The sequence below is a fragment of the Bacillus sp. FSL R5-0431 genome (assembly GCF_038002985.1).
Lineage (GTDB): Bacteria > Bacillota > Bacilli > Bacillales > Bacillaceae > Bacillus.
Genome location: NZ_JBBOOG010000001.1, coordinates 3,526,119 through 3,551,105 on the forward strand (window position 1 = coordinate 3,526,119; position 24,987 = coordinate 3,551,105).

General features: G+C 40.1%; 24 protein-coding genes. 11 read left to right on the forward strand and 13 right to left on the reverse strand.

From position 1 onward, the window contains the following. The first annotated feature begins 33 nt into the window (after positions 1 to 33). From MKZ03_RS18170 to MKZ03_RS18200, 7 genes are all read left to right on the forward strand, one after another. A complete protein-coding gene (locus tag MKZ03_RS18170) occupies positions 34 to 1,029 on the forward strand; it encodes a LacI family DNA-binding transcriptional regulator (protein WP_341032548.1) in 996 nt (331 codons plus the stop codon). A 172-nt stretch (positions 1,030 to 1,201) separates the two neighbouring features. Further along, positions 1,202 to 2,467, forward strand: a complete 1,266-nt coding sequence (locus MKZ03_RS18175) for an extracellular solute-binding protein (RefSeq protein WP_340974122.1) — start codon at positions 1,202 to 1,204, stop codon at positions 2,465 to 2,467. Positions 2,468 to 2,605: 138 nt separating this feature from the next. Then, complete coding sequence (locus tag MKZ03_RS18180) at positions 2,606 to 3,844, forward strand: carbohydrate ABC transporter permease (protein WP_066031516.1); 1,239 nt, start codon at positions 2,606 to 2,608, stop codon at positions 3,842 to 3,844. Between the two features lies 1 nt (position 3,845). Beyond that, on the forward strand, positions 3,846 to 4,688 hold the full coding sequence (locus tag MKZ03_RS18185) for a sugar ABC transporter permease (protein WP_106048009.1): 843 nt from the start codon (positions 3,846 to 3,848) through the stop codon (positions 4,686 to 4,688). 11 nt (positions 4,689 to 4,699) lie between these two features. Further along, positions 4,700 to 5,908, forward strand: coding sequence for a glycoside hydrolase family 53 protein (locus tag MKZ03_RS18190; RefSeq protein ID WP_341032549.1), 1,209 nt, complete (start codon positions 4,700 to 4,702; stop codon positions 5,906 to 5,908). Positions 5,909 to 5,931: 23 nt separating this feature from the next. After that, on the forward strand, positions 5,932 to 7,998 hold the full coding sequence (locus MKZ03_RS18195) for a beta-galactosidase (protein WP_341032550.1): 2,067 nt from the start codon (positions 5,932 to 5,934) through the stop codon (positions 7,996 to 7,998). A gap of 297 nt (positions 7,999 to 8,295) precedes the next feature. Then, positions 8,296 to 9,624, forward strand: a complete 1,329-nt coding sequence (locus MKZ03_RS18200) for a CitMHS family transporter (RefSeq protein ID WP_334750609.1) — start codon at positions 8,296 to 8,298, stop codon at positions 9,622 to 9,624. A gap of 45 nt (positions 9,625 to 9,669) precedes the next feature. Here the strand turns inward: MKZ03_RS18200 and MKZ03_RS18205 are convergent, their stop codons facing one another. From MKZ03_RS18205 to MKZ03_RS18245, 9 genes are all read right to left on the reverse strand, one after another. Then, positions 9,670 to 10,098: a DUF4064 domain-containing protein gene (locus tag MKZ03_RS18205; protein ID WP_340974130.1), complete on the reverse strand. Its 429-nt coding sequence runs from the start codon at positions 10,096 to 10,098 to the stop codon at positions 9,670 to 9,672. A 24-nt stretch (positions 10,099 to 10,122) separates the two neighbouring features. Continuing rightward, positions 10,123 to 11,076, reverse strand: coding sequence for an ABC transporter permease (locus MKZ03_RS18210; protein ID WP_034660531.1), 954 nt, complete (start codon positions 11,074 to 11,076; stop codon positions 10,123 to 10,125). Continuing rightward, positions 11,073 to 12,002, reverse strand: a complete 930-nt coding sequence (locus tag MKZ03_RS18215; RefSeq protein ID WP_034660532.1) for an ABC transporter ATP-binding protein — start codon at positions 12,000 to 12,002, stop codon at positions 11,073 to 11,075. Before MKZ03_RS18215 ends, MKZ03_RS18210 begins: the two co-directional genes overlap by 4 nt. Before the next feature lie 190 nt (positions 12,003 to 12,192). Next, positions 12,193 to 13,113, reverse strand: coding sequence for an ABC transporter permease (locus MKZ03_RS18220; protein ID WP_341032551.1), 921 nt, complete (start codon positions 13,111 to 13,113; stop codon positions 12,193 to 12,195). 2 nt (positions 13,114 to 13,115) lie between these two features. Continuing rightward, complete coding sequence (locus tag MKZ03_RS18225; protein ID WP_212040781.1) at positions 13,116 to 14,009, reverse strand: ABC transporter ATP-binding protein; 894 nt, start codon at positions 14,007 to 14,009, stop codon at positions 13,116 to 13,118. Further along, on the reverse strand, positions 14,002 to 14,352 hold the full coding sequence (locus MKZ03_RS18230; protein ID WP_341032552.1) for a LytTR family DNA-binding domain-containing protein: 351 nt from the start codon (positions 14,350 to 14,352) through the stop codon (positions 14,002 to 14,004). The genes MKZ03_RS18225 and MKZ03_RS18230 overlap by 8 nt, the downstream gene beginning before the upstream one ends. A gap of 9 nt (positions 14,353 to 14,361) precedes the next feature. Then, positions 14,362 to 14,883, reverse strand: a complete 522-nt coding sequence (locus tag MKZ03_RS18235; RefSeq protein ID WP_212040779.1) for a tubby C-terminal domain-like protein — start codon at positions 14,881 to 14,883, stop codon at positions 14,362 to 14,364. A gap of 2 nt (positions 14,884 to 14,885) precedes the next feature. Further along, on the reverse strand, positions 14,886 to 15,410 hold the full coding sequence (locus MKZ03_RS18240) for a hypothetical protein (protein ID WP_212040778.1): 525 nt from the start codon (positions 15,408 to 15,410) through the stop codon (positions 14,886 to 14,888). Positions 15,411 to 15,427: 17 nt separating this feature from the next. Further along, the gene (locus MKZ03_RS18245; protein ID WP_319003355.1) at positions 15,428 to 15,649 is read right to left on the reverse strand and encodes a DUF6677 family protein; all 222 of its coding nucleotides are present in this window, start codon (positions 15,647 to 15,649) and stop codon (positions 15,428 to 15,430) included. Positions 15,650 to 15,888: 239 nt separating this feature from the next. Here MKZ03_RS18245 and MKZ03_RS18250 point away from each other — a divergent pair, with 239 nt between their 5' ends. Next, entirely contained in the window at positions 15,889 to 16,173 is a 285-nt protein-coding gene (locus MKZ03_RS18250; RefSeq protein ID WP_212040777.1) for a hypothetical protein, read from the forward strand. A gap of 233 nt (positions 16,174 to 16,406) precedes the next feature. On the opposite strand, the gene MKZ03_RS18255 is transcribed toward MKZ03_RS18250, so the two are convergent. From MKZ03_RS18255 to MKZ03_RS18270, 4 genes are all read right to left on the reverse strand, one after another. Next, positions 16,407 to 16,748 (reverse strand): zinc ribbon domain-containing protein YjdM, encoded by a 342-nt coding sequence (locus MKZ03_RS18255; protein WP_341032553.1) that lies wholly within the window; start codon positions 16,746 to 16,748, stop codon positions 16,407 to 16,409. A gap of 93 nt (positions 16,749 to 16,841) precedes the next feature. Beyond that, positions 16,842 to 17,981, reverse strand: coding sequence for a glycerate kinase (locus MKZ03_RS18260; RefSeq protein ID WP_341032554.1), 1,140 nt, complete (start codon positions 17,979 to 17,981; stop codon positions 16,842 to 16,844). Positions 17,982 to 18,012: 31 nt separating this feature from the next. After that, on the reverse strand, positions 18,013 to 19,284 hold the full coding sequence (locus MKZ03_RS18265; protein ID WP_034660535.1) for a GntP family permease: 1,272 nt from the start codon (positions 19,282 to 19,284) through the stop codon (positions 18,013 to 18,015). Positions 19,285 to 19,403: 119 nt separating this feature from the next. Beyond that, positions 19,404 to 20,516, reverse strand: coding sequence for a CdaR family transcriptional regulator (locus MKZ03_RS18270; RefSeq protein ID WP_341032555.1), 1,113 nt, complete (start codon positions 20,514 to 20,516; stop codon positions 19,404 to 19,406). A gap of 161 nt (positions 20,517 to 20,677) precedes the next feature. On the opposite strand from MKZ03_RS18270, the gene MKZ03_RS18275 reads away from it, so the two are divergent. From MKZ03_RS18275 to MKZ03_RS18285, 3 genes are all read left to right on the forward strand, one after another. After that, positions 20,678 to 21,328 carry a TetR/AcrR family transcriptional regulator gene (locus MKZ03_RS18275; protein ID WP_341032556.1) on the forward strand — a complete coding sequence of 217 codons (651 nt, stop codon included), beginning with the start codon at positions 20,678 to 20,680 and terminating at the stop codon, positions 21,326 to 21,328. Between the two features lie 69 nt (positions 21,329 to 21,397). Beyond that, a complete protein-coding gene (locus tag MKZ03_RS18280) occupies positions 21,398 to 22,651 on the forward strand; it encodes an MFS transporter (RefSeq protein WP_341032557.1) in 1,254 nt (417 codons plus the stop codon). After that, a complete protein-coding gene (locus MKZ03_RS18285) occupies positions 22,648 to 24,975 on the forward strand; it encodes an ABC transporter permease (RefSeq protein WP_341032558.1) in 2,328 nt (775 codons plus the stop codon). The genes MKZ03_RS18280 and MKZ03_RS18285 overlap by 4 nt, the downstream gene beginning before the upstream one ends. Positions 24,976 to 24,987: the final 12 nt, after the last annotated feature.

Here is a 24,987-nt window from a genome sequence, read left to right on the forward strand (position 1 = left end):
TAGGAGGAGATATTTTCTATAGGAGGTGCTGATTTGGCAGCTAAAATAAAGGACATTGCTGAAAAAGCTGGATTATCCATTGCGACTGTATCTCGCGTACTGAACCAAGATCCCAACCTATCAGTCACGGATCAAACACGCGAAAAAGTATACGCCGCCGCAGAAGCTTTGTCCTATCAAAAGAAAACATTCAAACATTCATTAAAAAAAATCGCCTTTCTCTATTGGATGACCGAAAAGGAAGAGCTTGAAGATATTTATTTCAAATCCATTCGTCTGGGCATTGAGGAACTGACCAATACTCGGAGTTTAAATGTCACCGCTTACAATCCATCTGATGGGCTTCATTCCATTGATCCTTCTACAGAAGGGATCATCGCCATCGGCCGATTTAAAACGTCAGAGCTTGATCAATTATATGCGATCACTCAGCATATCGTCTTTATTGATACGTCACCGGATGAAGACCGTTTTGATTCTGTAAAGCCAAACCTGAAACGAATTGTTGAAAAGATCATCGATTCTTTTATTGAAAAAGAGCACATTTCCATTGGATTCGTTGGCGGCACAGACCTTGACCTGAATACGAATGTGCATATTCCAGATATTCGCGAAACGACTTTCCGTGAATATCTGATGGCTCACAATGTCCTTGATGAGCGATTGGTCTATGTCGGTCATCATTTCTCAGTAGATGAAGGGTATTCGCTGATGATGAAGGCGATTGATGAGCTTGGTGATGACCTGCCCACCGCTTTTTGTGTCGCTAGTGATCCTCTTGCCATCGGCTGCTTACAAGCATTAAACGAGCGCGGATTTTCTCTGCCGAACCGCGTGAGCGTCTTTAGTATCAACGATATTCATGTGTCTCAATATGTGTCACCACCGCTCACCACGTATCATATCCACACGTCTTTACTTTGTGAAACAGCTGTCGATTTACTGTTAGAAAGACTTGTGGACGGCAGAACATTACCTAAAACTGTGCTGATTGCCTCAGAACCTGTCTTTCGAAAAAGTACGATATAAACAACTAGAAGCCCCGTCCAATGTGGAGGGCTTCTTTTCTCTCTATATGAGTAAAAAATTTTACTTAATAAATTTAATGAAATATGTTTACATTTTTTACTTAAGTTGATATTCTCACATTAAGAAAGCGTTTTCTTATCATCTGTGAAAATAGAACGAGAGGGGATTACCAATGAAAAAGGGAAAATGGGCGACATTATCAGCAGTCGTTGGTACTGCTGTGCTTCTGCTTTCAGCTTGCGGACCGGGAGATGACAATTCAAGCGGTACACAGCCGGCATCTACAGGTACAAAGACCTTGCTAGTGTGGGAGGATGTCAAAAAGTCTGATGGGATTCAAGACGCTGTAAAAGAATTCGAAAAACAAAATGATGTGAAAATCAAAGTGGTCGAAAAAGCTTATGCCGACCAAATTGAAGCTCTACGTCTAGATGGCGCAGCTGGGACAGGTCCAGACGTCATCACGATGCCTCACGATCAAATTGGATCAGCTGTCACTGAGGGGCTATTACAGGAAATCAAACCAGATCAAAAAGTGATTAACTCCTTCACAGACGAATCGATTCAATCACAAACGGTAGACGGCAAGCTGTATGGTCTTCCTAAATCCGTTGAAACGACGGTGCTTTTCTATAATAAAGACCTTGTCAAAAAGGCACCAACGACACTTGATGGCTGGTATGATCTATCGAAAAAGCTGACAAAAGACGGAAAGTACGGCTTTGTTGCGAAATGGGATGAAATTTACTATGCGCAAAGTGTTTTAGGCGGATCTGGGGGCTATATTTTCAAGCAGAAAAGCGATGGCTCTTATGATGTTAATGACATTGGTCTGAACAACGATGGCGCCATCCAAGGCGGAGAATACATTCAAAAATTCTTTAGCGAAGGGCTTTTCCCGAAAGGCATCATTGGTGAACAAGGAATCAATGTCCTCAACTCCTTATTCACAGAGAAAAAGGCGGCAGCTGTCATTTCTGGTCCATGGTCATTTGGTCCATATAAAGAGGCGGGTATTGACTATGGCGTGGCCGAGCTGCTAACACTCCCTAACGGAAAACATATGAGCTCATTCTTAGGTGTAAAGAGCTACAACGTCTCCTCTTATTCTAAAAATAAAGAACTTGCTGAGAAATTTGTTGAGTTTATCACGAACGAAAAAAATTCGAAGAAGCGCTTTGAATTGACAGAGGAAATTCCACCAGTGAAAAAACTGATGAAAGATCCAATCATTACGGAAAACGCTAATGCGGATGCTGTTTCAAAACAAACGAAATATGCCACGCTGACACCGAACAATCCTGAAATGGCAGAAGTGTGGAAGCCGATTGATAGTGCATTAGGTCTCATTGCAACTGGTCGTACAGATGTGAAAAAGGCATTTGATGATGCGGTCAATCAAATCGACTCTCAAATTAAAGCAAATCACTCCAAATAACCATCAAATGCGGGTAGTCTATCAAGCTGCCCGTAGTTGATCTAATTTCATATGAAGTAGGTGTTAGACGTGACGGGTAACCTTGAACTAGACCGCACACACACAGTGGAATCAAAGACACACCGGAGACGGGCGCTAATGTTCTCCTTTATACCCGGGATGGGGCAGATATACAACAAACAATACGGCAAAGGGGCACTCTTTTTCCTGTTTGGCGTCTCTTTTTTGATTGTATTTTATGATTTATTCAATATTGGCTTTTGGGGACTGTTCACACTGGGGACGATGCTGCCTCGTGACAACTCTGTTTTTCTTTTAGCCAAAGGGATTATTGCGCTGTTAACAGCTGGTTTTGGTATCGGCTTTTATGTACTCATGATGCGTGATGCTTTTATGAATGGAAAGAAACGGGATCAAGGGGTACCACTTCATTCCATCCGTGCTCAATATCATCAGCTCATCGATCAAGGCTTCCCTTACTTAATGAGCACTCCTGCTTTCTTTTTACTTCTATTTTCTGTTGTCTTTCCTATTATGTTCAGCTTTGCGCTTGCCTTTACGAACTATGATTTATACCACTCGCCTCCTGCCAATCTGATCGACTGGGTAGGAATCAAGAACTTTCAAAATATCTTTTCCATTGATATTTGGAGAGACACCTTCATTGATGTACTTGGCTGGACCGTCGTATGGACTTTGGCTGCGTCGACCCTTCAATGTGCCATCGGCATCTTTTTAGCGGTTCTGCTCAATCAGAAGGATTTAAAGGGAAAACGGTTTTTTAGAACGATTTTGATTCTTCCTTGGGCTGTTCCGGGCTTTGTGACCATTTTGGTGTTTGCTGGACTGTTCAATGATACCTTTGGTGCCATTAACAATACACTTTTTGCATCGATAGGGATTGATCCAAAACCATGGCTCACAGATCCATTTTGGAGCAAAATTGCCCTTATTGCGATGCAGACTTGGCTTGGATTCCCTTTTGTTTTCATTATGACAACAGGCGTTTTGCAGGCGATTCCCGAGGATTTATATGAGGCTGCGACCATCGATGGAGCCAATTTTTTTCAGAAATTCCGGTCCATCACGTTACCGCTTGTTCTCTATTCCATTGCACCCATCCTTATCACACAATATACGTTTAACTTTAACAACTTTAATATTATCTACTTATTTAATGGCGGGGGACCGCCTGTTGCGGGGTCAACCGCTGGAGGAACGGACATCTTGGTTTCTTGGATTTATAAACTTACGATGCAGTCCTCTCAATATGCACTCGCTGCGGCTGTCACGATTTTACTTTCAATCTTTGTCATCGCCATTGCACTCTGGCAGTTTAAGAGAACGAATTCATTCAAAGAGGAGGACATGATGTGATATGGGATCACAACAAAACAAGCTCATTCGCCTGAGCATTACTTATTTTATCCTTTTCATTGCCTCCATTTGTATTCTATATCCACTGCTTTGGACAATCGGTGCTTCCTTTAATCCTGGAAACAGCCTCATGAGTACAAGTATGTTTCCGAAGAATCCAACGTTCAGCCACTTTACCGAGCTCTTTTTCGGTCAGGGAGCACTTTATGCAAAATGGTATTGGAATTCAATGAAGATCAGTATTACGACTATGCTCTTAACGTTAATTCTTGTCAGCTTTACAGGCTATGCCTTTTCCAGATTCCGTTTCAAAGGACGGAAAAATGGGCTGATGCTCTTTTTGCTGCTGCAAATGATTCCGCAATTTTCAGCGCTGATTGCGATTTTTGTTTTGGCTCAAATGCTTGGACTGATTAACAGCCACCTTGCACTGATTTTGATTTATGCAGGCGGGCAAATTCCGATGAATACGTATTTAATGAAAGGCTATCTTGATGCGATTCCGAAGGATCTCGATGAATCAGCCAGAATGGACGGCGCAGGGCATTTCCGGATTTTCATCCAAATTATTATGCCGCTTGCTAAGCCGATTTTGGCGGTTGTTGCCATCAACTCTTTTACAGGACCACTGGGTGATTTCATCATCTCCAGTGTCATTGTCCGCTCACCCGAAATGTATACGCTCCCGATCGGTCTGTACAATCTTGTGTCAGACAAAATGGGGGCCAGCTACACGACCTTTGCAGCCGGGGCTTTACTCATTGCGATTCCAGTCGCTTTATTGTTTCTTGTTTTACAAAAACAATTTGTATCCGGCCTCACACAAGGCGGGACAAAAGGATAAGGGGAGATTTGATGAAAAAAAGGATGCTCGTCACGGTTGTCGTTTTCTTTTTTATGGGGTTAGGTATTTTGCCTGAAGCAAAAGCCGATACGATTTCTGTTCAGCCGATCAATGGACTGCAAGGTGATTTCATCAAAGGAGCCGATATCTCTATGCTTGCAGAAGTAGAGAGAAGCGGCGGCAGATACTTCGACCAGAACGGAAAACAGGTGGACCCGCTCAAGCTATTAAAGGAAAAAGGCGTCAACTATGTGCGCATTAGACTGTGGAACAATCCATACGACAACCAAGGCCGTGCCTATAACGGCGGGACAAATGATTTAAACACAGCCATCGCTCTATCGAAACGTGCAAAAGCACAAAATATGAAAGTGCTGCTTGATTTTCACTACAGTGATTTCTGGACTGATCCTGGTAAACAGTTCAAACCGAAAGTGTGGGCATCTCTTTCACAAAACGATTTAGTAAAAGCGGTCGGCACTTACACAGGGGATGTACTCAAAGCGATGAGAGCACAAAATGCCCTTCCGAACATGGTTCAGGTTGGGAATGAACTGAACTCAGGCATGCTGTGGCCAAATGGAAAGAGCTGGGGTGAAGGCGGCGGGGAATTTGACCGGCTCGCCGCTTTGCTAAAGGCTGGCACAAATGCTGTCCGCTCTGTCGATTCTAACATCAAAATCATGCTTCACCTTGCACACGGAGGGGACAATGGTGCGTCCCGCTGGTGGTTTGATGAAATCACAAAACGAGCCGTCTCATTCGATACGATCGGTCTATCTTATTACCCGTATTGGGACGGTGGATTTAATGGTCTGACGTCTAATATGAATGATATTAGTGCCCGCTATCACAAAGACGTGATTGTTGTGGAAACCGCCTATGGGTTTACGACAGCAAATGGCGACAACCTAGAGAATTCATTTAATCAAGACTCTGTCAAAACAGCCGGCTACCCGGCTTCACCTCAAGGTCAGGCATCTTTTATACGAGATCTATCAGAGAAAATTTCACAAGTGAAAAACAATCGCGGAAAAGGGTTCTTTTATTGGGAGCCGCTTTGGATTCCAGCGAAAGGCGCTCCGTGGTCTAGTCAATACGGGCTGGCTTATATCCAAACAACCGGTACAGTCGGAAATGCTTGGGAAAATCAAGCGATGTTTGATTTCAACGGAAAAGCACTGCCTTCTCTTGATGTATTTAAACAAATGACACCGTAATTAAAAGGATAGGACGTGACAAAATGGGAAAGCGTTACCCACTCGTTCACCCAAATGTGAAAGGCTTTTTGCATGGTGGCGATTATAATCCAGATCAATGGCTCCATATGCCGGAGATCATTGACGAAGATTTTCGATTAATGAAGCTTGCACACTGTCAAACATTCTCCATCAACATTTTCGCATGGAGTAAGCTAGAGCCAAAAGAAGGGCAGTATGATTTTGCATGGCTGGATGACATCATGGACCGCTTGGCAGCTCAGGGGGCTCACGCCATTCTCGCAACGCCAAGCGGGGCAAGACCTGCTTGGCTGTCACAAGCATATCCAGAGGTATTGCGCGTCGAAGCGAACCGTCAGCGTAATTTACATGGACTGCGCCATAATCATTGCTTCACCTCACCGGTTTATCGAGAAAAAACGAATACACTCAACCGGCTGCTGGCTGAACGCTACAAGGATCATCCAGCACTGATTATGTGGCACATTTCGAATGAGTACGGCGGCGAATGTCATTGTGATCTTTGCCAGGAAGCATTTCGGGACTATTTGAAAGACAAATACAATCATGACCTTGAAGTTTTGAATCAAGCATGGTGGACGGGTTTTTGGAGCCACACGTATAGTGACTGGTCACAAATCGAATCACCTGCACCGCACGGGGAGCACATGATTCACGGGATGAACCTAGACTGGAAGCGCTTTGTCACAGCGCAAACGATCAATTTTTATCAAAATGAAATTGAACCGCTGCGGGAATTAACGCCTCATATCCCAGTGACCACCAACTTTATGGGCGACTACCCGCATATGCGCCCATTCCTTGGGCTGGATTATCATCAATTTGCAAAAGAGGTCGACGTGATTTCATGGGATAGCTATCCAGCATGGCATAGCGGCAGGGAAACAACCGCCGAATTAGCGTCAAACGTCGCCTTCGTTCACGATTTATATCGTTCATTAAAGGACGGTCAGCCATTTCTCGTTATGGAGAGTACACCGAGCCTTGTGAACTGGCATGAAGTGAATAAGGTCAAACACAAAGGAATGGCACACCTTTCTGCCATACAGGCGATTGCCCACGGATCAGACTCCGTGCTTTACTTTCAGTGGCGCCAAGGCCGAGGTGCCTCCGAGAAATTCCATGGCGCCGTAGTCGATCATTCCGGGCATGAACATACGCGCGTGTTTCAAGAAGTCGCTGATCTAGGGAAACAATTGGAGCAGCTGCAGCCCATTGCGGGCACGTCCGTACAACCAGAAGTCGCCATCATATACGATTGGGAAAACCACTGGGCCATTGATGATGCGCAAGGCTTAAATAATACAAACAAACGCTATGTAGAGGCTTGTCAAACTCACTATCGAAGCTTTTGGAAAAAAGGCATCCCTGTTGACATTGTCGGCATGGAGAAGGATTTCTCATCCTATCGTGTGCTGGTTGCTCCAATGCTCTACATGATCAAACCAGGCGTCGCAGAAAAAATCGAAGCCTTTGTCAAAAAGGGCGGTATTTTTATCGCGACATATTGGAGCGGCATGGTCGACGAAAATGACCTATGTTTCCTCGGTGGTTTCCCCGGCCCTCTCCGTCATGTACTTGGCATATGGGCTGAGGAAATCAACACATTGATGCCAGATGAACATGTGTTAATAACCACAGGGAATGGACGCACCTACCATGTCGGGCAATATTGCGAATCCATTCATCCTGAAACGGCTTCTGTGTTAGGGCATTTTGAGAATGGCTGCTATGAAGGACAGCCAGCCCTTACTGTCCATCCTTTTGGAGATGGAAAAGCATACTATATGGCTTCCGAAAATGAGCAGATTTTTTATGATGAGTTTTACGAGGATCTCATCGCAGGAATGGGTATACAGCCCGTCCTATCATCTGTGATTCCAGAGGGAGTTAGTGTACAAAAACGAACAGATGGGTCGCAGGACTATGTATTTATGATGAATTTTACAGAAGAGCTGCAGAACATATCACTAGATTCAGCGGAAAGCTATGAAAATATGCTGACTGAAGAGCAGGTGCCAGACCAGCTTCAGCTTGACCCTTACGAGTACGTCATCTTGAAAAAATAATTTGAAAGAAGCGTTCATTCATTGGACGCTTCTTTTATTTTAATGATTCTAAACACCTATATAAATATATTCACTTGTAGAAATGCCCTTGAATCGTTATATTTTATCTAAATTTTTTGACATGTTTGATACCGCGCCGTGAATGGATTCACCATCCTTTTTTACCATTGTATAGGTATGAAAGCGGTTGCCTAATACTCATATTTTTGATACCCTTTTTTTCAATGCAGATATGGGACTGCATTGTCATAAAAAGAGCAAGAAAATGTAAACGGTTTATTGTAGGGGGAGGGACTTATGTTAACGTTTGTTGGATTATTGATTATTTTAACGATTGTTGTATTGCTGATTTGGGGGAAAGCAAGTCCAATTGTTGCCATGGTCATGGTGCCTTTAATCGGGGCATTCATCGCAGGATTTGGAATCAATGACATTCAATCTTTCTTTGAAGAGGGGATTATCAAAGTACTGCCAGTGGCGACCATGTTCATCTTCGCCATTTTATTTTTTGGTATTTTACAAGATACAGGGTTCTTTGAACCTGTAATAAAAACACTGATTAAACTGACAAAGGGAAATGTTGTCACGGTTGCGATGGGAACAGCTCTAATAGGAGTCATCGCTCATTTAGACGGAGCAGGAGCGACTACATTTTTATTAACTGTACCTGCACTGCTTCCACTTTATAAAAAATTACATATGAGTCCGTACTTATTGCTGTTATTGATCGGAACAAGTGCCGGCTTAACGAATATGGTGCCGTGGGCTGGCCCCACAGGACGGGCAGCGAGTGTCCTTAATATGGACCCATCTGAACTTTGGGTGCCGCTCATTCCCATTCAGCTCATTGGGGTCGTTCTCGTATTAGGAATGGCATTTATTTTAGGAAAAAGAGAAGAAAAACGCATTCGGGTCAAAATCGCCGCAAATGAAATCGCTGCTGTTCAATTAGAAGGCGCAGATTGGGACCGGGCTATTCAATCCATTAGCGAGACAGGTGATGCCGCTTTAAAACGTTATCACTTGATGTGGGTGAATTTCATTCTGTTTGTAGCCGTTGTTGTCCTTCTTGTGCTCAACGTGATTCCGGCTAGTTATATGTTTATGATTGGTCTTTCTCTCGCACTATTAATTAACTATCCGAAAGTGGATGTACAAATGGAGAGAATCAAGGCGCATGCACCTAGTGCACTCATGATGGCTGCCGTTATTTTCTCCGCAGGTTCATTTTTAGGAATTCTCGAAGGAACGGGCATGCTAAAAGCTATTGCTGTGGACAGCATTCAGATTCTACCTGCTTTCCTGCTTCCATTTTTACATATCATTGTTGGGATGTTTGGGGTACCGCTGGATATGCTGACAAGCACAGACGCCTATTATTATGCTCTACTTCCAATTGTCGAATCGATTACATCTGAGGTTGGCGTGTCGGGCACTTCCGCTGCGTATGCCATGATGATTGGAAACATCATCGGAACCTTTGTCAGTCCACTCGCTCCAGCCGTTTGGCTTGCGATAGGTCTTGCGGGAGTCGATATGGGGAAACATATCCGCTACTCCTTCTTTTGGATGTGGGGATTCAGTATTATCCTTCTGTTCGTGGCGATGCTGATCGGTATCATTTAAAAAAGAAAGACATGCGTACAACGACGCATGTCTTTTTCTTTGTATTTATGAAGGATATTCACTCGTGTGAATGTCTGTTTTCGGCTTTCTAATAAGAGACATCAATCCAATGATAAACAATAGAACCATTGGAGCAAATGCAAGGCCGACTGTTCCAATTAAAAGAGTCACAGCAGACACCAAGAAAAGAATACCTGAAAGCACGGCACGGCGGTCTGTTTTCAAGAAAATCACACCGACAATCGATAGCACAGCCGCAATTGCGGAAACGACCATGAACTGCGTACCAAATGCATTGACAGAAGCTTGAAGCGTTTCAATCGGCAATGTTTCTCCTTCCTCTTGTAACACTTCATTGATTTCATCATAAAATGATGGACCTAAGGAGAGAATTAATGCTCCAAATCCAACTCCAATGACATTGAGGACAATACTAATAATCCCCATAATTTTTTCACCTTTACGTCTAATCATGTGTAAACCTCCTAAAAAGTTAAATTAACTGCCTGTTTTCACTTCTCGCTTTTGGAAGACAATCAGGGCAATGGCCAAGAAAATAGCCCAATAGATGACTAGGACTGTTAATGAGAATCCGAGAGACATACCTTCGATAAGAGTAACCTCTTCCATAAAATATTGAGATGGATCATTTGCAAATAACAAATATTTTGCCCAATCAAAGAAGAGCATTAAAATACCTGTAATTGATCCACCCACAATATAAGCTAACACACTAATAGCGATGGAGATAGCTTCACTTCTAAATACTGTAGAAATGGCGAACGAAAGTGTTCCCAGTACGACAAACATTGCACAATGAGCAAGATAATAAAAGACCATATTTGCAAACTGCGAACGTTCAATCACTTCACCATTTTGATAGACCAAATTCACATAATCAGTGTTGAGGCCGAAGAAAATGGCACCCAATATAAATGACAAGATAAACAGTACCACAACAAGTAAAAGAGCATATAGCTGCACCGTAATATATTTAGATATTAGGATCTTTAGCCTTGATGGTGGGCGAATCAATAATAATTTAATTGTACCATGCTTGTATTCAGCCGAGACAATGGTGGAAGCAATAATGATCACAAACACACCTACAAGCTGAAGTAAATTGGCGTTTGTTTTCACATAATCCCATACACTGTCACTAAACTGATTAGCTGGCGGTAAGTTATGCTTGATTCGATAATCATTAATAGCGATCTCTTTTTCAAGGCTTCTTTTAAAGAAACCATTTTCTGTTTCTTTGAGTTCCTTCTTGTTCTCAGTATTCATCATTTCTAGTTGGTCTTTCCAAGCTCCGGATGATTGATCTTCGTCATTTGTTTTAAGTGCAAAGATCAGTGTAGCAATCATACCTAAAACAAGAAGTCCAACCATAATCCAAGTTCCAACACGATAACTGATCTTCATCCACTCGTTTTGAATGAGGCGAATCATACGTCTGCCTCCTTTTTACCTGTTAAGCTTAAGAACTTATCTTCTAAGGTTTGTTTTTCTATTTTGATTTCGTACAAATGAATGGACGCGTCACTCAAATGACGAATCAATTCCGGCATTTTCTCTTCTGGCAAGGAGAAGAATAAATACTGCTCCTCTTCTCTTACAGTCGTGCCTTCCTCAAATACACCAATGAGCTTCTGCGCTTCTTCCAGCTCACCGGATGCGACCTTCATTCGATAATTGACCAGTTCGTCTTGATTCGTCTCTGTACGCTGATCCTCAATCGCAATCAGCTTTCCTTTTTGGATAATCGCAAAACGATCACACATCAATTCCATTTCTGACATGAGGTGACTTGAAACAATAACAGCCAGCCCTTCTTCCTTTGCCAGCCTTCTCAAGTAATCTCGTATCATGCGAATTCCCTCTGGATCAAGTCCATTGGTCGGCTCATCTAATATCAGCAGTTTCGGTCTATGTATAAGAGCCTGCGCAATGCCTAAACGCTGCTTCATTCCTAATGAAAACGTACGGACACGCTTATGTTTCACGTGCTGTAAGCTGACCAGCTCTAGCAGCTCATCAATTCGCCCTTCATCCACTTTCCCATTCATTCTGGCAAAGTGAACAAGATTTTGTCTGGCTGTTAAGTGATTATACATTTCTGGGTTTTCAATAATGGCACCAACATCTTGGATGGCATGCTGATATGAGGATTGAATACTATGACCATTAATCAGAATGTCGCCAGATGTAATTGGAGAAAGACCGACCATCATGCGAATGGTTGTTGTTTTCCCTGCGCCGTTTGGTCCTAAGAAGCCAAAGACTTCGCCCGCTTGGACAGAAAAGCTCAAGTCTTGAACGATCTTTTTCCCGTGAATATGCCTAGATACATTATGCAGTTCTAAAACGTTCGTCACGTTACCTCTCCTTCTTTGTCTAAGTATCATCTATCATCTATTTCCTGATAAACACCATGATCCGTTAAAAATAGAAGAACACTTCCATATGGTACAGCAATGCCCAAAAGTTGTGAAGGGGATTAGGCAAAATTTAGCGAATCATCTGCCTTTTTTAAGGTAGGGTTAAGAAAATCACTTCATGGAAAAATTACTTATTGTTTGAATTTTTGTTCTTTCCAAAGAAATAGATTGATATTGATAGAAAAACTATTATGTATAAAATTAAAATTATTATGGGATTAGCCGTATTTTTTAGAGTACCTAAATGAGTTATGCTATTTGCATTTGAAAATAATGATAAATCAGATACCCACTTTGGTAATGAATTTATTAAGTTTTGGCCAAACAGCATGCTGAAAATAGTAAGACTGAAAGGTATGCCACCTGTCTTAAAGACATTTGTGAGCATGAAGGCCAAACTTGTATACGATATAGAACTCAGATAATACATAGAATATGTAAAAATCACAATCTCCAAACCGTTCTTCTCTATTATTTTGTCATTTTCAAAACTTAAATATATAAGATTATTTAAATCAACACCATGTATGATCATACCTACCAATATTGAACAGATAAATAGAATAAAGAAAAGAAACAAGGAATAAATCAGAATAAAAAGGAATTTACCGATAAGTATTTTCTTTTTGTTATATGGCCTAATAAAGAGATATTCAAAAGTTTCTAATTGAAATTCTTTAGAAAATGAAATGGTTGATAAATATATAGAATATACCCCTATCAAAAGGCATATATTAATATTTTTCATTATAAAACCTAAAAAATTGTGGTCTTGAAAGGAAGGAATATTGTTTTTCAAAGAATATTTATTTAATTTTATTTTTTTTTCAATCTCTAAATAATAATTAGAATTTTTATTCTCCAAAGTGCTTAGGAGGTTCTCATCTACTTCTATATTTTCTTTTAGATCTTGTTTCCAATCCGTTGCAGACTGATTGAATAGCTCTATCCCGCTAACAGCTATACAGAGAATTATGAAAATAAGAAAAAGATAGTTATGTTTAATTTTATAGTGTTTATAAAACTCTGCCTTTATAATTGATATCATATCTAACTTCCCACTATACTTTTGAAATAGACTTCTTCCAAAGGTGTTCTTAACTTCCTTACTTCGTAAACTGGGATATTCTTTTTTAATAATATATAAATTAACCCAGGTATTCTATCTTTAGAGCAGCTAAACTCTAAAGTTGATTGGCTCTTATTTATTATGGCTTTATTAATAGAGTCTTTTAATAAATCATAGGCCTCATTTAAATTCTGTTTTTTAACTTGAATAGAAAAAAAACCAGATTGAGAAAAGTCTTCATCTATGATTATTCTTTTTTTTACATCTCCTTTATCTATTATAAGGACTTTATCACACATGGATTCAATTTCAGAGATCAGATGACTCGATATAATAACTGATCCCTTATTTTCAACAAAATGTTTTATATATTTTTTTAAGAACATTATTCCTGATGGGTCGAGTGCATTCATCGGTTCATCTAAAATTAAAACTTGTGGTTTATGCATAATTGCTTGAGCAATTCCTAGCCTTTGCTTCATACCTAAAGAGTATTTTTTCACTTTTAGGTACTTATAATTTCCTAACCCAAGGGAGTTCATTATTTCATGCACATTAGCTTTTCTATTATTTAATATATCGTAATAAAATAAGTTTTCATATCCAGATAAATCAGGATAAAATTTAGGGGTCTCAATTAAAGCACCTACTTCTTTTAAAAAAAAATTATAATTCGTCAGTATACTATTACCCTTAAATCTTATGTCTCCTTTACTTATTGATGTTAAGCCCAAAATAGCTCTCATCAAAGTGGTTTTCCCCGCTCCGTTTGGACCTAGTAAACCTACTATCTCTCCACATCTTAAACTAAAAGATATATCTTTTAATATTTCAGTCGATTTAATTTTTTTTGTAACCTTTTCTATCTCAATCATGATTGATAACTCCTTCAGGCATTACCATACTCAGACAACCTTTAACAACTAGAGCTGTTTTATTGTTCGGGAAAATTGCCTCATATGACTTTTCATTTAAAAATATTAACCCTTCTAATAACTCCTTGTTAATAAGGAAAGATCTATGAGTTCGTTTAAAATTACTTGGTAAAATAATTTCTAATTGCTTTAAAGACATATTTAATGAAATTTCATTTTTGTTTTCTAGGTGCACATATGTCTTATGATTAAATTTTTCAAAATATAATACTTGTTTAAGTGGAACAAAATGAATATCTCTTTTCTTTTTTATAATAAGTTTTTTATCAACAATCTTAATCATTACTAAACCCTACTCCCTTAACATAAAAATATAATAGAGGCATGCAATAAGATGTACAGATAAGTCATCCTGTTTTTTTTCAATAGTAACTGTTGCAGGAGGCAGAATTTTATCATATGTAATTTCAGCTATAGTTTGATTTGAGTCTTCCAATCTAACACGTCTATCTGCAAAATCTTTCTTTAAATAATAAATATCGTCATTTATTATTAAGTTCATCGTTGGATTTGTTTTAATTTTAGTTCTATCTTCTAAGACTAACCTTCCTTTATCCTTACAATCTATAACCCAATTTGAACGATACATTGATTTTAGGGTTATATTTTCAGTAGCTTTTACAAGAGTGTTTGAATTTGCATCCATTACTTCAACATTCACAAAGAATTCATCAAATATATGATCAAAAATTCTCTCAGCTTTATTTTTATAAAACCTTTTTATTAATCCTATTTTGACATCTTCTTTATTAATAATAGGTATACACTTAGTCGTTTTTTTCATAACAGGCTTTTTAAAATATCCAAATTCCATTTTTATCCCCCTATTGATAATATAAAATTAATTAATTTATTAGAAATATAGACTTCAAACAATGCCCCTATTAAAATAACAAGACATACAAACGGGATTGTATATTTTACTGTTTTGATTAAAAAACACTTGATAGTTTCTACCATCACATATCCCTTTGTATAATCAATAATGATCTTAAGAAACTGTATTGAAAAACAAAAGAGTAAACATCCTACAAAAAGTTCTAGTAAACCATGAGATATTGAAGAGAAGTAATATATTACAGGGTCAATACCGGCTGTTGAAGGTCCCTCACCAATTAAAAATATAATCTTAAAAATGAAAATAAATGACAATCCGAATAGAGACATAATATATGCAAAGATTGTAAAGAAAATATTATTCATAGCTATATAAAATACATCCACAAAACTTAACTCCGGTATATCACTAATTTCCGTATTATGCTCTATAAAAATATTAATAAAAAAGATAATACTGATACTTAAAATAAAATATAGTGATATATATCTTTTAATATCCATTTCCAAACACTCCAATGTTAACTTTTATAATTGGTGAACCTAACTATCCTAACTGAATTGATAATGGCATAAATCCAATTCGCAAGAAAACAGAGTAATCCTATTAGAGTTGACATAGTCGTGATAAATAAAATATTTAGTATAATTAACACCACCCCTTTTAAAACCTTTCCTAGATAAAGATGACCGATACCTGGCATTAAAAGAGATAAAAATCCTGCAACCCAAACATTTTTCATTTCATAACTCCTTTATTCGAATGTATTTTACATTTTTTATGATATATGTTTTATTAATACATTATCAATATTTTTTGGATATTTTAAGACAGATTTAAACTTTAAAGGTTATATTTACTATACATGATGAAATAAGAACATTTCAGTGGTTTTAGAAGTACTTTCGGGAATATTATCCTTTTTATTCTTTTTTTGTGTATATAATAGATTTGCAAATAAATATTAAGGAGGGATTTAAGATGTTTTATAATTTTTTTGTATCTGGAACAGGTGCAGCTGGATTAGCAAATAGCATCGTTGCAGTACTAAAAAGGAAGTTTAATATTGTTGGGGATGTAAGCAGATTATTAGACAGTTTAACCACAAAACTTAAAATCATCTATAGATCATTTGATGGCAAATTCTCATGGGCAGACTTAGGAGGAGCCATTCTAGATATCGGTAATTTAATTCTCACTTTTGTTCCCGGTGCAAAAATCACTAAAGTTATAGAAGCATTATGGGAAGTTTCTACTTTATTATAAAATTTTAAATGACAATAGAATTTTTACATTGTATATTATAAATGAAAAACATAAACACCTAAATTGTTAAGAGACATATTCCCTTTAACAACTTAGGTGTTTTTCGTTCGTTACAGACCAAATCTTTATTTCTAAATAATTAAGAAACAAATAAAGCAGACCGTCCGCTCTTTACTGAAATTTTTTCATAAACGGAATGTCATTAATAAGATGAATACAAACTTACTGTTTTGTCATAATACCTTTTTCACAAACTCTGATTTTAACTTCATTGCGCCAAAGCTAGGAATTTTACAATCAATGTTATGATCGCCTTCAACTAAACGAATGCCTTTGACCTTCGTCCCTATTTTTAAAACGGAAGAAGAACCTTTTACTTTTAAATCTTTGATGACAGAGACCGTGTCCCCATCATTTAACAGATTCCCATTCGCATCTTTGACAACAAGCTGGTCCTCTGCCGCTTGTTCTTGTTCAAGTGACCATTCATGCGCACATTCAGGACAAACCAGCAGACTGCCATCCTCATAAGTATACGTTGAACTGCATGAAGGACAATTCGGTAGATTAGACATTTGTGTTTCCTCCAACTTTCTATTTTATTTCATACAATTTTACCACATTTCTATAGAAAGGAATGTGATAGAAAAGGAAACATTTTTCAACGCTTACTTATTTCTTCCAATTGATATAGCAGCCGCAATATTCCGAGCGGTTCTCTCTACATGAAGAGCCCCATCTCTCATCGCCTCAGAAAGAGAAGTTACACCTGGAACGATACTAAAAAGTGCATCAATTCCATGCTCATGTACAACTGCACTGTCTTTTGAGAGGGAGCCCGCAATACCAATCACAGGCAGGTTATACTGCTTTGCTGCTTTGGCTACACCAATTGGCGTTTTTCCATAAATGGTCTGCTGGTCAATCCGGCCTTCCCCAGTAATGACTAGGTTTGCCTCCTTGATGACATCATCAAAATGAACTGCCTTCAGCACAATATCAATTCCTCGTTGCAAATCGGCGTGTAAAAAGCCTAATAAACTCGCACCAAGTCCTCCTGCCGCTCCTGCCCCTGCTACACCTTCAAAAAATACATTGAACTGTTTTTCTGCTACTTGTGCAAAATGAGCTAAGTTTTTATCTAACACTTGAACCGTTTCTTTATCAGCACCCTTTTGAGGACCAAATACAGCAGATGCTCCTCTTTCACCCGTTAAAGGATTGTCCACATCACAAGCTGCCTCCAGCCGAACGGATTGCAGTCTTGGGTCAAGTCCAGATAGATCAATAGAAGCTAATTGATGAAGGGCTCCACCGCCTGGCGACAGATCCTGTCCTGCATTATCAAAAAAAGCCGCACCTAATCCTTGCATCATCCCAACTCCGCCATCATTTGTTGCACTTCCGCCAAGCCCAATGATGACATGCTTCGCTCCTTGATCCAGTGCCGCAAGCATTAATTCCCCTGTTCCTCTCGATGTCGTGAATAAGGGATTGCGTTTTTCTTGCGGAACAAGGTGTAACCCAGAGGCTGCGGCCATCTCTATGACGGCAGTCTGACCGTCCCCTAACATGCCAAAAAAGGCATCAACAGGCTCCCCAAGCGGGCCTGTGACCACTTGATTGACAATGTGCCCGCCCGTCGCATCAACTAGCGATTGAACAGTTCCCTCTCCTCCATCTGCCATTGGAAGTTTGATATATTCAGCGTTTGGCAAAATCGCATGAAATCCTCGTTCAATGGCACATGCTGTCTCATATGCAGATAAACTTTCTTTAAATGAATCTGGTGCAATCACAATTTTCATCCTAAAGCCCCTCGTTTCTTATCAAATGTCATCAGCCAAACAACTGGAAAACGCCGAATATAATGGTCGATACGACGGTTAATGTCAAACCAATTAACGATTCAAATGGCATGAGTTTCAACCGCTCTTTGATGTCCATTTGAACACTTCCTGCTGTGGCATGGAAAAAGCTCCCGTGCGGCATATGATCTAGCACTGTTGCCCCAGCATGAATCATGGCTGCTCCTGAAAGAGCAGATACGCCAAGGCCAATTAATGTACCGCTAAATACGCCACTCGCTACCGCCGTTCCTGCTGTTGTCGAAGCGGTGGCGGCTGACATAAATATCCCTGAAGCTGGTGCAAGTAAATACGGAGGTAATCCCGATGCATCGAGTGCTTGAATAAACACATCTTTTAAGGAAGAATTCGATACAATTCCTGCTAGTGTGCCTGTCCCTAATAACATAATCGCTACACCCGACATTTTATGAAGCCCCGACATCGCATAATCATTGAGAAACTTCCCTTTTTTCATGAAAAGAGCGCCTACAATGCCTCCGATCGGTAAGGCGATCATTGGGTCTATATTGATTTGAAAAAGCGGTCTTAAAGCCAACAATAAAATGGTGACAAGCGGACCCGCAAGTGCTTGAAAAAAAGCTGGCACTTGAACTTTGCTTTGCGCAGTTTCCTCTTCAAGAACAGGTGTCCCTTTTTTTGCAAGCTTTTTGGCTAACACATATGTAACAGCCAATCCAAACACAGCCGGGATGACACCCGCAGCCATCATTGAAGTAAGCGGTACACCAAAAGCATCAGAAGCGGCAATGGCATTCGGATTCGGTGACATGATATTCCCTGCCTTCCCGCCTCCAATCATGGCAAGTAGAATCCCCGTTTTCGACAGCTTTGCCCGTTTGGCAATGGCAAGTGCAATGGGCGCTACCGTGATAACAGCTACATCTACAAAAACGCCCACTGTTGTTAAAATCATGGTTGCCAGTGCGAGTGCTAATAACGCCCTCGCCTCTCCAAGCTTTTTCACGATAGCCTCGGCGATAGTTAAAGCTGCACCCGACTCAATCAAAACGCCAGCTAGTACACCTGCCGCCATAATTCTGAGGACAGCCGGAATCATATCCTTAGCGCCTTCCATCATGACGTTGACGGTCTGAACAATATCTACACCGCCTACCAAGCCGCCTATGAAGGCACCTGCCAGCATGCCATATGCAGGTGATACTTTTTTTAGAATAAGAACAATCGCTATCACAAGCGCCGTCACGGCTCCCAGTGTACTTACTGTCACATCTCCACTCATCCTCGATCTCCCCCAAAAATGTCTTTCTCCAATTGTAAGCGTTTACTAGTGGGGATCGGGTTGTGAATCTAGATGAATTTTTTTAATTTATCCCTTCATTCCATTGTGCATATGCACAATCAAGATAGTTGACTCATCAACTGCGCCATATAAAGCTCCATCAACTGTTTCACATGACGGGGATTTTTCCCGGTCAATGCTTGAATTTTATCTAAACGATATCGCAAAGTATTCCGGTGAATAAATAAACGATCAACAATTCTTTGTAAATCACCGCCCTCTTCAATGTAAATCCTTAATGTTTGGGCGAGCTCCGCTTCCTGTGTTAATGGGTTGTAAAAGTCAGTCCATCTAATCTCCTCTTCAACAGCTCCTGCAGTGAGGAATAGCCTTTCCAACTGATAAGATTCAAAAAAATAAATACTTTCCTCCGGATGAAGAGCCTTCCCCAACCGCAAGGAATCTCTTGCGTGCTCAAAGGACAATGACAGTCGGCTTATGTCGTCGGCGACAGTCCCTATTCCCACCAGCACCTGACCTCCTACTGCTTTTTCCATTGTTCTTTGCAGCTGCCCTGTCACATGCTTTAAACGATGATCAGGGATTGGCTGCCTTAAAAGAACCAATTCATGACGAAAGGTCATGCCAAGCAAATCATCCGCATTCTTATCGTATTGAATCGCATGCATCATTTTATGCACAGCGTCTTCCGAGGATGGAACTGGCTGAAAAACGATGACCTTTCGGCGCTTATCTAAATCCATTCCCAGCCATGCAGCTCGTTTCTTTAGCTGATGATCACCAACGTCCGAATCAGAAATTAACTGATTGACAATTTCACTCACTATTCTTTGCCGCCACTGAATTCGTTCAAGCAGAAAAGACTGCTCTAACACAAGCTCAGCTGCCATTTTCACCAGCTCGGCATGATGCCGAATGTCCTCTGGCTCACCAGTAATGCCAATCACACCAACTACTTGTTCACGAAAGCAAATAGGCAAATTGATTCCAGGTCTCACTCCTACTAAGCGCAAGGACGCCTCGTGGTCAATTTCCATACTGTTCCCGCTTGTCAGCACAAGTCGTGCACCATCATGTTTCTGACCAATCCTGTTTCGTTCACCAGAACCAATTATGACACCATCCGCATTCATCACATTAATGTTTTTATCTAAAATACGCATCGTACGTTCAACCATTTCTTGTGCCAAATCAGTGGTTAAAAATTGCATGAGGCATCTCTCCTGAAAGTGTTTTCATTCAATGTATCATAGTGTCATTGCACAATAAATGCCATCTGTTTAAAAATGAGGCATTGACAAAGGTACATTGAAAAGTGTTTAATCAAATCAAGAGACCGACCGACAGTCTAGTCAAAAGAAAGGATGGCTTTATGAGAACCGTTAAACATCCTGAAGAACGTAAAAATGACATCTTAAATGCAGCAGAAGAGCTTTTTTCTACCAAAGGCTATCAGCAAACAACGATTATCGACATTCTGAGAGCTGTTGGCATTGCAAAAGGCACTTTTTATTATTACTTTTCATCCAAAGAAGAAGTGATGGATGCCATTATTGACAGGATCATCAAAGCAGATATCATCGTGGCAAAGCGTGTTGCGGCTGAGCCAGACCTTCCAGTCGTCGACAAACTATTTCGTATCATCATGGCACAATCGCCTCAGCAAGGAAGCAATAAACAGGGGATGATTGAACAATTCCATCAGCCTTCTAATGCGGAGATGCACCAAAAAAGCTTAATCAAAGCGATTAAAGAACTATCACCCGTATTGGCAGACGTCATTCAGCAAGGGGTGGAAGAAGGAACATTCAAAACAAAGTTCCCGCAAGAAACGGTGGAATTCCTTCTTGCTTCTGCACAGGTCATATTTGATGAGGGCCTTTTTCAATGGACAGCCGAAGAAAGTATACGACGCGCTCTAGCTTTTATCGATATCCTCGAATCCTCATTACATGCAGAAAAGGGAAGCTTCTCCTTTCTTCTAAAGCGATTAACTGGAGAGCTGGATGAAAAGAATCAGTGATTGGTCACTTCCATACCAATCCTGCATACATTATAGACTGACGGTCGGTCTAAAAGGAGAGTGATACCCATGTCTTTATTATCCAAAAGAGGTTCATCCCACTTTATGTACCTCGTTCTCGGACAAATTATTTCCGTTTTTGGTTCTTCCTTAATTCGGTTTGTTCTATCTTTACACGTACTGGATATGACGCAGCGTGTTGACTTATATGCCTTACTATTCGCTTTATCCAATGTCCCGCTCCTTCTTTCTCCCTTAGCAGGCGCAATCGCTGACCGGTTTAACAGAAGGAACTTGATGATTTTATTTGATGTTCTCACCGGCATCATGATTCTGGCTTTTTATTTTTGGTTATTCTCAGGAAATGATTCACTCTATATGATCGGAGCAGTCATGGTGCTTCTTGGTGTGATGAGTACGTTCTATGCTCCTGCTGTGATGTCCAGCATTCCACAGTTAGTAAAACAGGAACAATTAGAACAAGCAAACGGAATCGTCAATGGCGTGCAGGCACTTTCAGGTGTTCTCGCTCCTATTATCGGCGGGGTTCTGTACGGACTGATTGGAAGTCAATCCATCATAGGTGCCAGTGCTATCGTGTTTTTTCTATCAGCATGCATGCTTTTACGGTTAAACATATCCTTCTCACCTAGCCCGCTAACAAAAACTATGGGCAAAGTGCTCGTAAAAGATATGAAACAAGGATTTTCCTATATTGGCAGTCAGCCATTTTTAAAAAGAGCCATGCTGCTTGCTGCAATGTTAAATTTCATCCTCACGCCATTTTTTATCGTGGGTGGTCCAATCATTTTAAGGGTCACAATGAAAAGCAGTGACATCATGTATGGAATAGGCATGGGCTTGATTGAGTTCGCTGTGATCGCAGGGGCTCTGCTAGTTGGACTTGTAGCAAAGCATTGGCAGATACCTACTTTATATCGCTGGCTGATCGTCATCGCGATCATCTTGCTACCTGTCGCATTCTCAACATCCAACACAGCTCTTCAATTTGGCACTTATCCAGCTTATTTTCTCTTTCTAGCAGGATGTCTTCCAATTGCTATGCTGCTTACAATGATCTCAATCGTTGTGATTTCACATGTTCAAAAGAAAACGCCAAATAGTCAATTAGGAAAAGTGATGGCAAACCTGACAATGGTTTCTCAATGTGCTGCCCCGCTTGGTCAAATGATGTATGGGTTCTTGTTCAACACGTTTTCAGCCAACATGTATGTGACAGTACTAATAGTCAGTACTTTCATGTTTGCCCTTGCCTACTTAACAAAAAATATGCTTCAACATGAAGGAGAATCAGCCTCATGAGACTGACGTTTATAAAGAAAGACTTAACCCGCCACCGTCTCATTTCCATCGGTTTAACCATTTGTATTATGTTGACATCATTTCTCGCAACAAACGCCGCTCAAATGACAGTACAGCTGAATGGTTCCATTTCTAATCTGCTCCATTCAGCCAAGGCACCAGATTTTGTCCAAATGCATGACGGCAGCCTAAATGAAAAAGACATTGAAGCATTTTCAAACAAGCAGTCAATGGTAAAAGCACATCAAATCGTCCCAATGATTCCAATTGAATATGCAAACATCAAGTTCGGACATGAACCCGCCAAAGCAGGTGTGATGGATCATTTATTTGTGAAACAAAATCGTCATTTTGATTTTCTTTTAAATGAACAAAATGAAAAGCTCACTGTCAATAAAGGTGAAGTGGCTGTCCCTATCTATTTTCAACAAAAGTATCATCTCAAGATAGGAGAAACGTTACTGATTGGGAAAGGGTCTAATCAATTCTCTTTCCGCATCAAAGCGTTCTTGCGAGATGCACAAATGAACCCCAGTCTTGTTAGTTCGAAAAGATTCCTTCTTCATCACAAGGATTGGGACGCAATGAATCAAGTGTTTCATAAAAAGGAATATTTAATTGAATTTTTACTGCATGATGCCGCTCAGGCAGATGCCTTTCAAGCAATCTACCAGTCATCACAGCTTCCACAGCAAGGTCCAGCTGTCACATTACCTTTGCTCCGTATGCTGAATGCATTGACAGATGGAATGGTGATTGCCATTCTCCTGCTTGTTTGCATGCTACTTATCGGTATAGCCCTCCTCTCTCTCCATCTTGCTATGACAGCTTCTATAGAAGAGGATGAACGTGAAATTGGAATACTGAAGGTGCTTGGGATTCCTTTAACAAGAATCAAGCAATTATACGTTGGAAAGTATGCCGTGCTTGCTTGTGTAGGGTGTATAGCAGGATATGGGTTAACGCTTATATTTGGTGATATGTTTACGGCCAATATTCAGCGATACATGGGGAGTCAGCCTTCTTTTACTTCTTGGTTCATCCCGCTTTGTGTTTCTATAGTGATAGCAATGATCGTCATTTCTTGCAGCTATGCTGTCCTAAGAAAGTTTGGTCGAGTATCAGCCGCTCAAGCACTTCAAGGCGGCGCCATTTCAACGAATGATAAAAAACAAATACCCCTACATCTCAAGAAAAACAGGTTCATACCGGTCAATATTTGGCTTGGTTTAAAAGATCTGTTATCACGAAAGAAGTTGTACACAACGATTACTTGTATTATCGCGCTTTGTACATTTTTGATGCTGCTGCCTATTCAGCTATGGCACACCTTACAATCGCCGGATTTCATCACATATCTTGGCTCTGGTCAAAGTGACCTTCGAATTGATATACGACAAGGAAATCATCTAGAGGAAAATACAAATGAAATAAAATCAATAATTCGTGAAGATCGGGATATTCATACATCAGCCATATATGAAACAACTTCTCTTCAGGCAAAAGCAAAGGAGAATACATTAGAAACACTCTATTTAGAAACAGGTAATCTCTCAGCATTTCCTCTCACCTATTTACAAGGGCGACAACCTTTAAAGAATAAAGAAATTGCCTTATCAGTGCTCAGTTCAGATTCACTCCAGAAAAAGGTGGGAGAAAAAATCACTCTCGTAACAAACGGGCATGAAATTCAAAAAACAGTGACTGGCATTTATCAGGATGTCACCAACGGCGGCAAAACAGCAAAAGCAATATCACAGCCATTTTCCCAATCAGCCCTTTGGAAAACCATTCAAATCCAACTAAAACAAGGAGTAGAAATTGCGGAGAAAAAGACAGTATTTGAAAAAGGGATATCTCCTGCAAAAGTGACAGATATGAAAGAATACGTTCATCAAACAATCGGCAGCACAGCCTCTTTAGTAAAAATCGTTGCATTTTTGTCTACATTAGCTGCTTTTGGAACCGCCAGTTTGATGCTATTCATGTTTCTGCACATGTTAAAAACGAAAGATTCAAGTCGAAACCACATGTTAAGAATGATTGGATTTTCTAAAAAAGATGTAACAGCACAATATATCACAAGTTTTATCGTCGTTATCTCTTTGGGCACCTTTATTGGTACGATCGCTGTCCATACGATTGGACCAGCTTTGATGAGTGTAGGTGGAGCCTCCCTAGGGGCATCAAGCCTGCAGTGGCTGGCACCACAATGGGTGTCAGTTGTGTACCCAATCACACTGTTGATTGTCAGCTTAGCTTTAACCGCTTCGTTATTGAAGACGTTTTTTACTAATCAAACTACACGTCATACACTTTCATAAGGAGATGTTTCA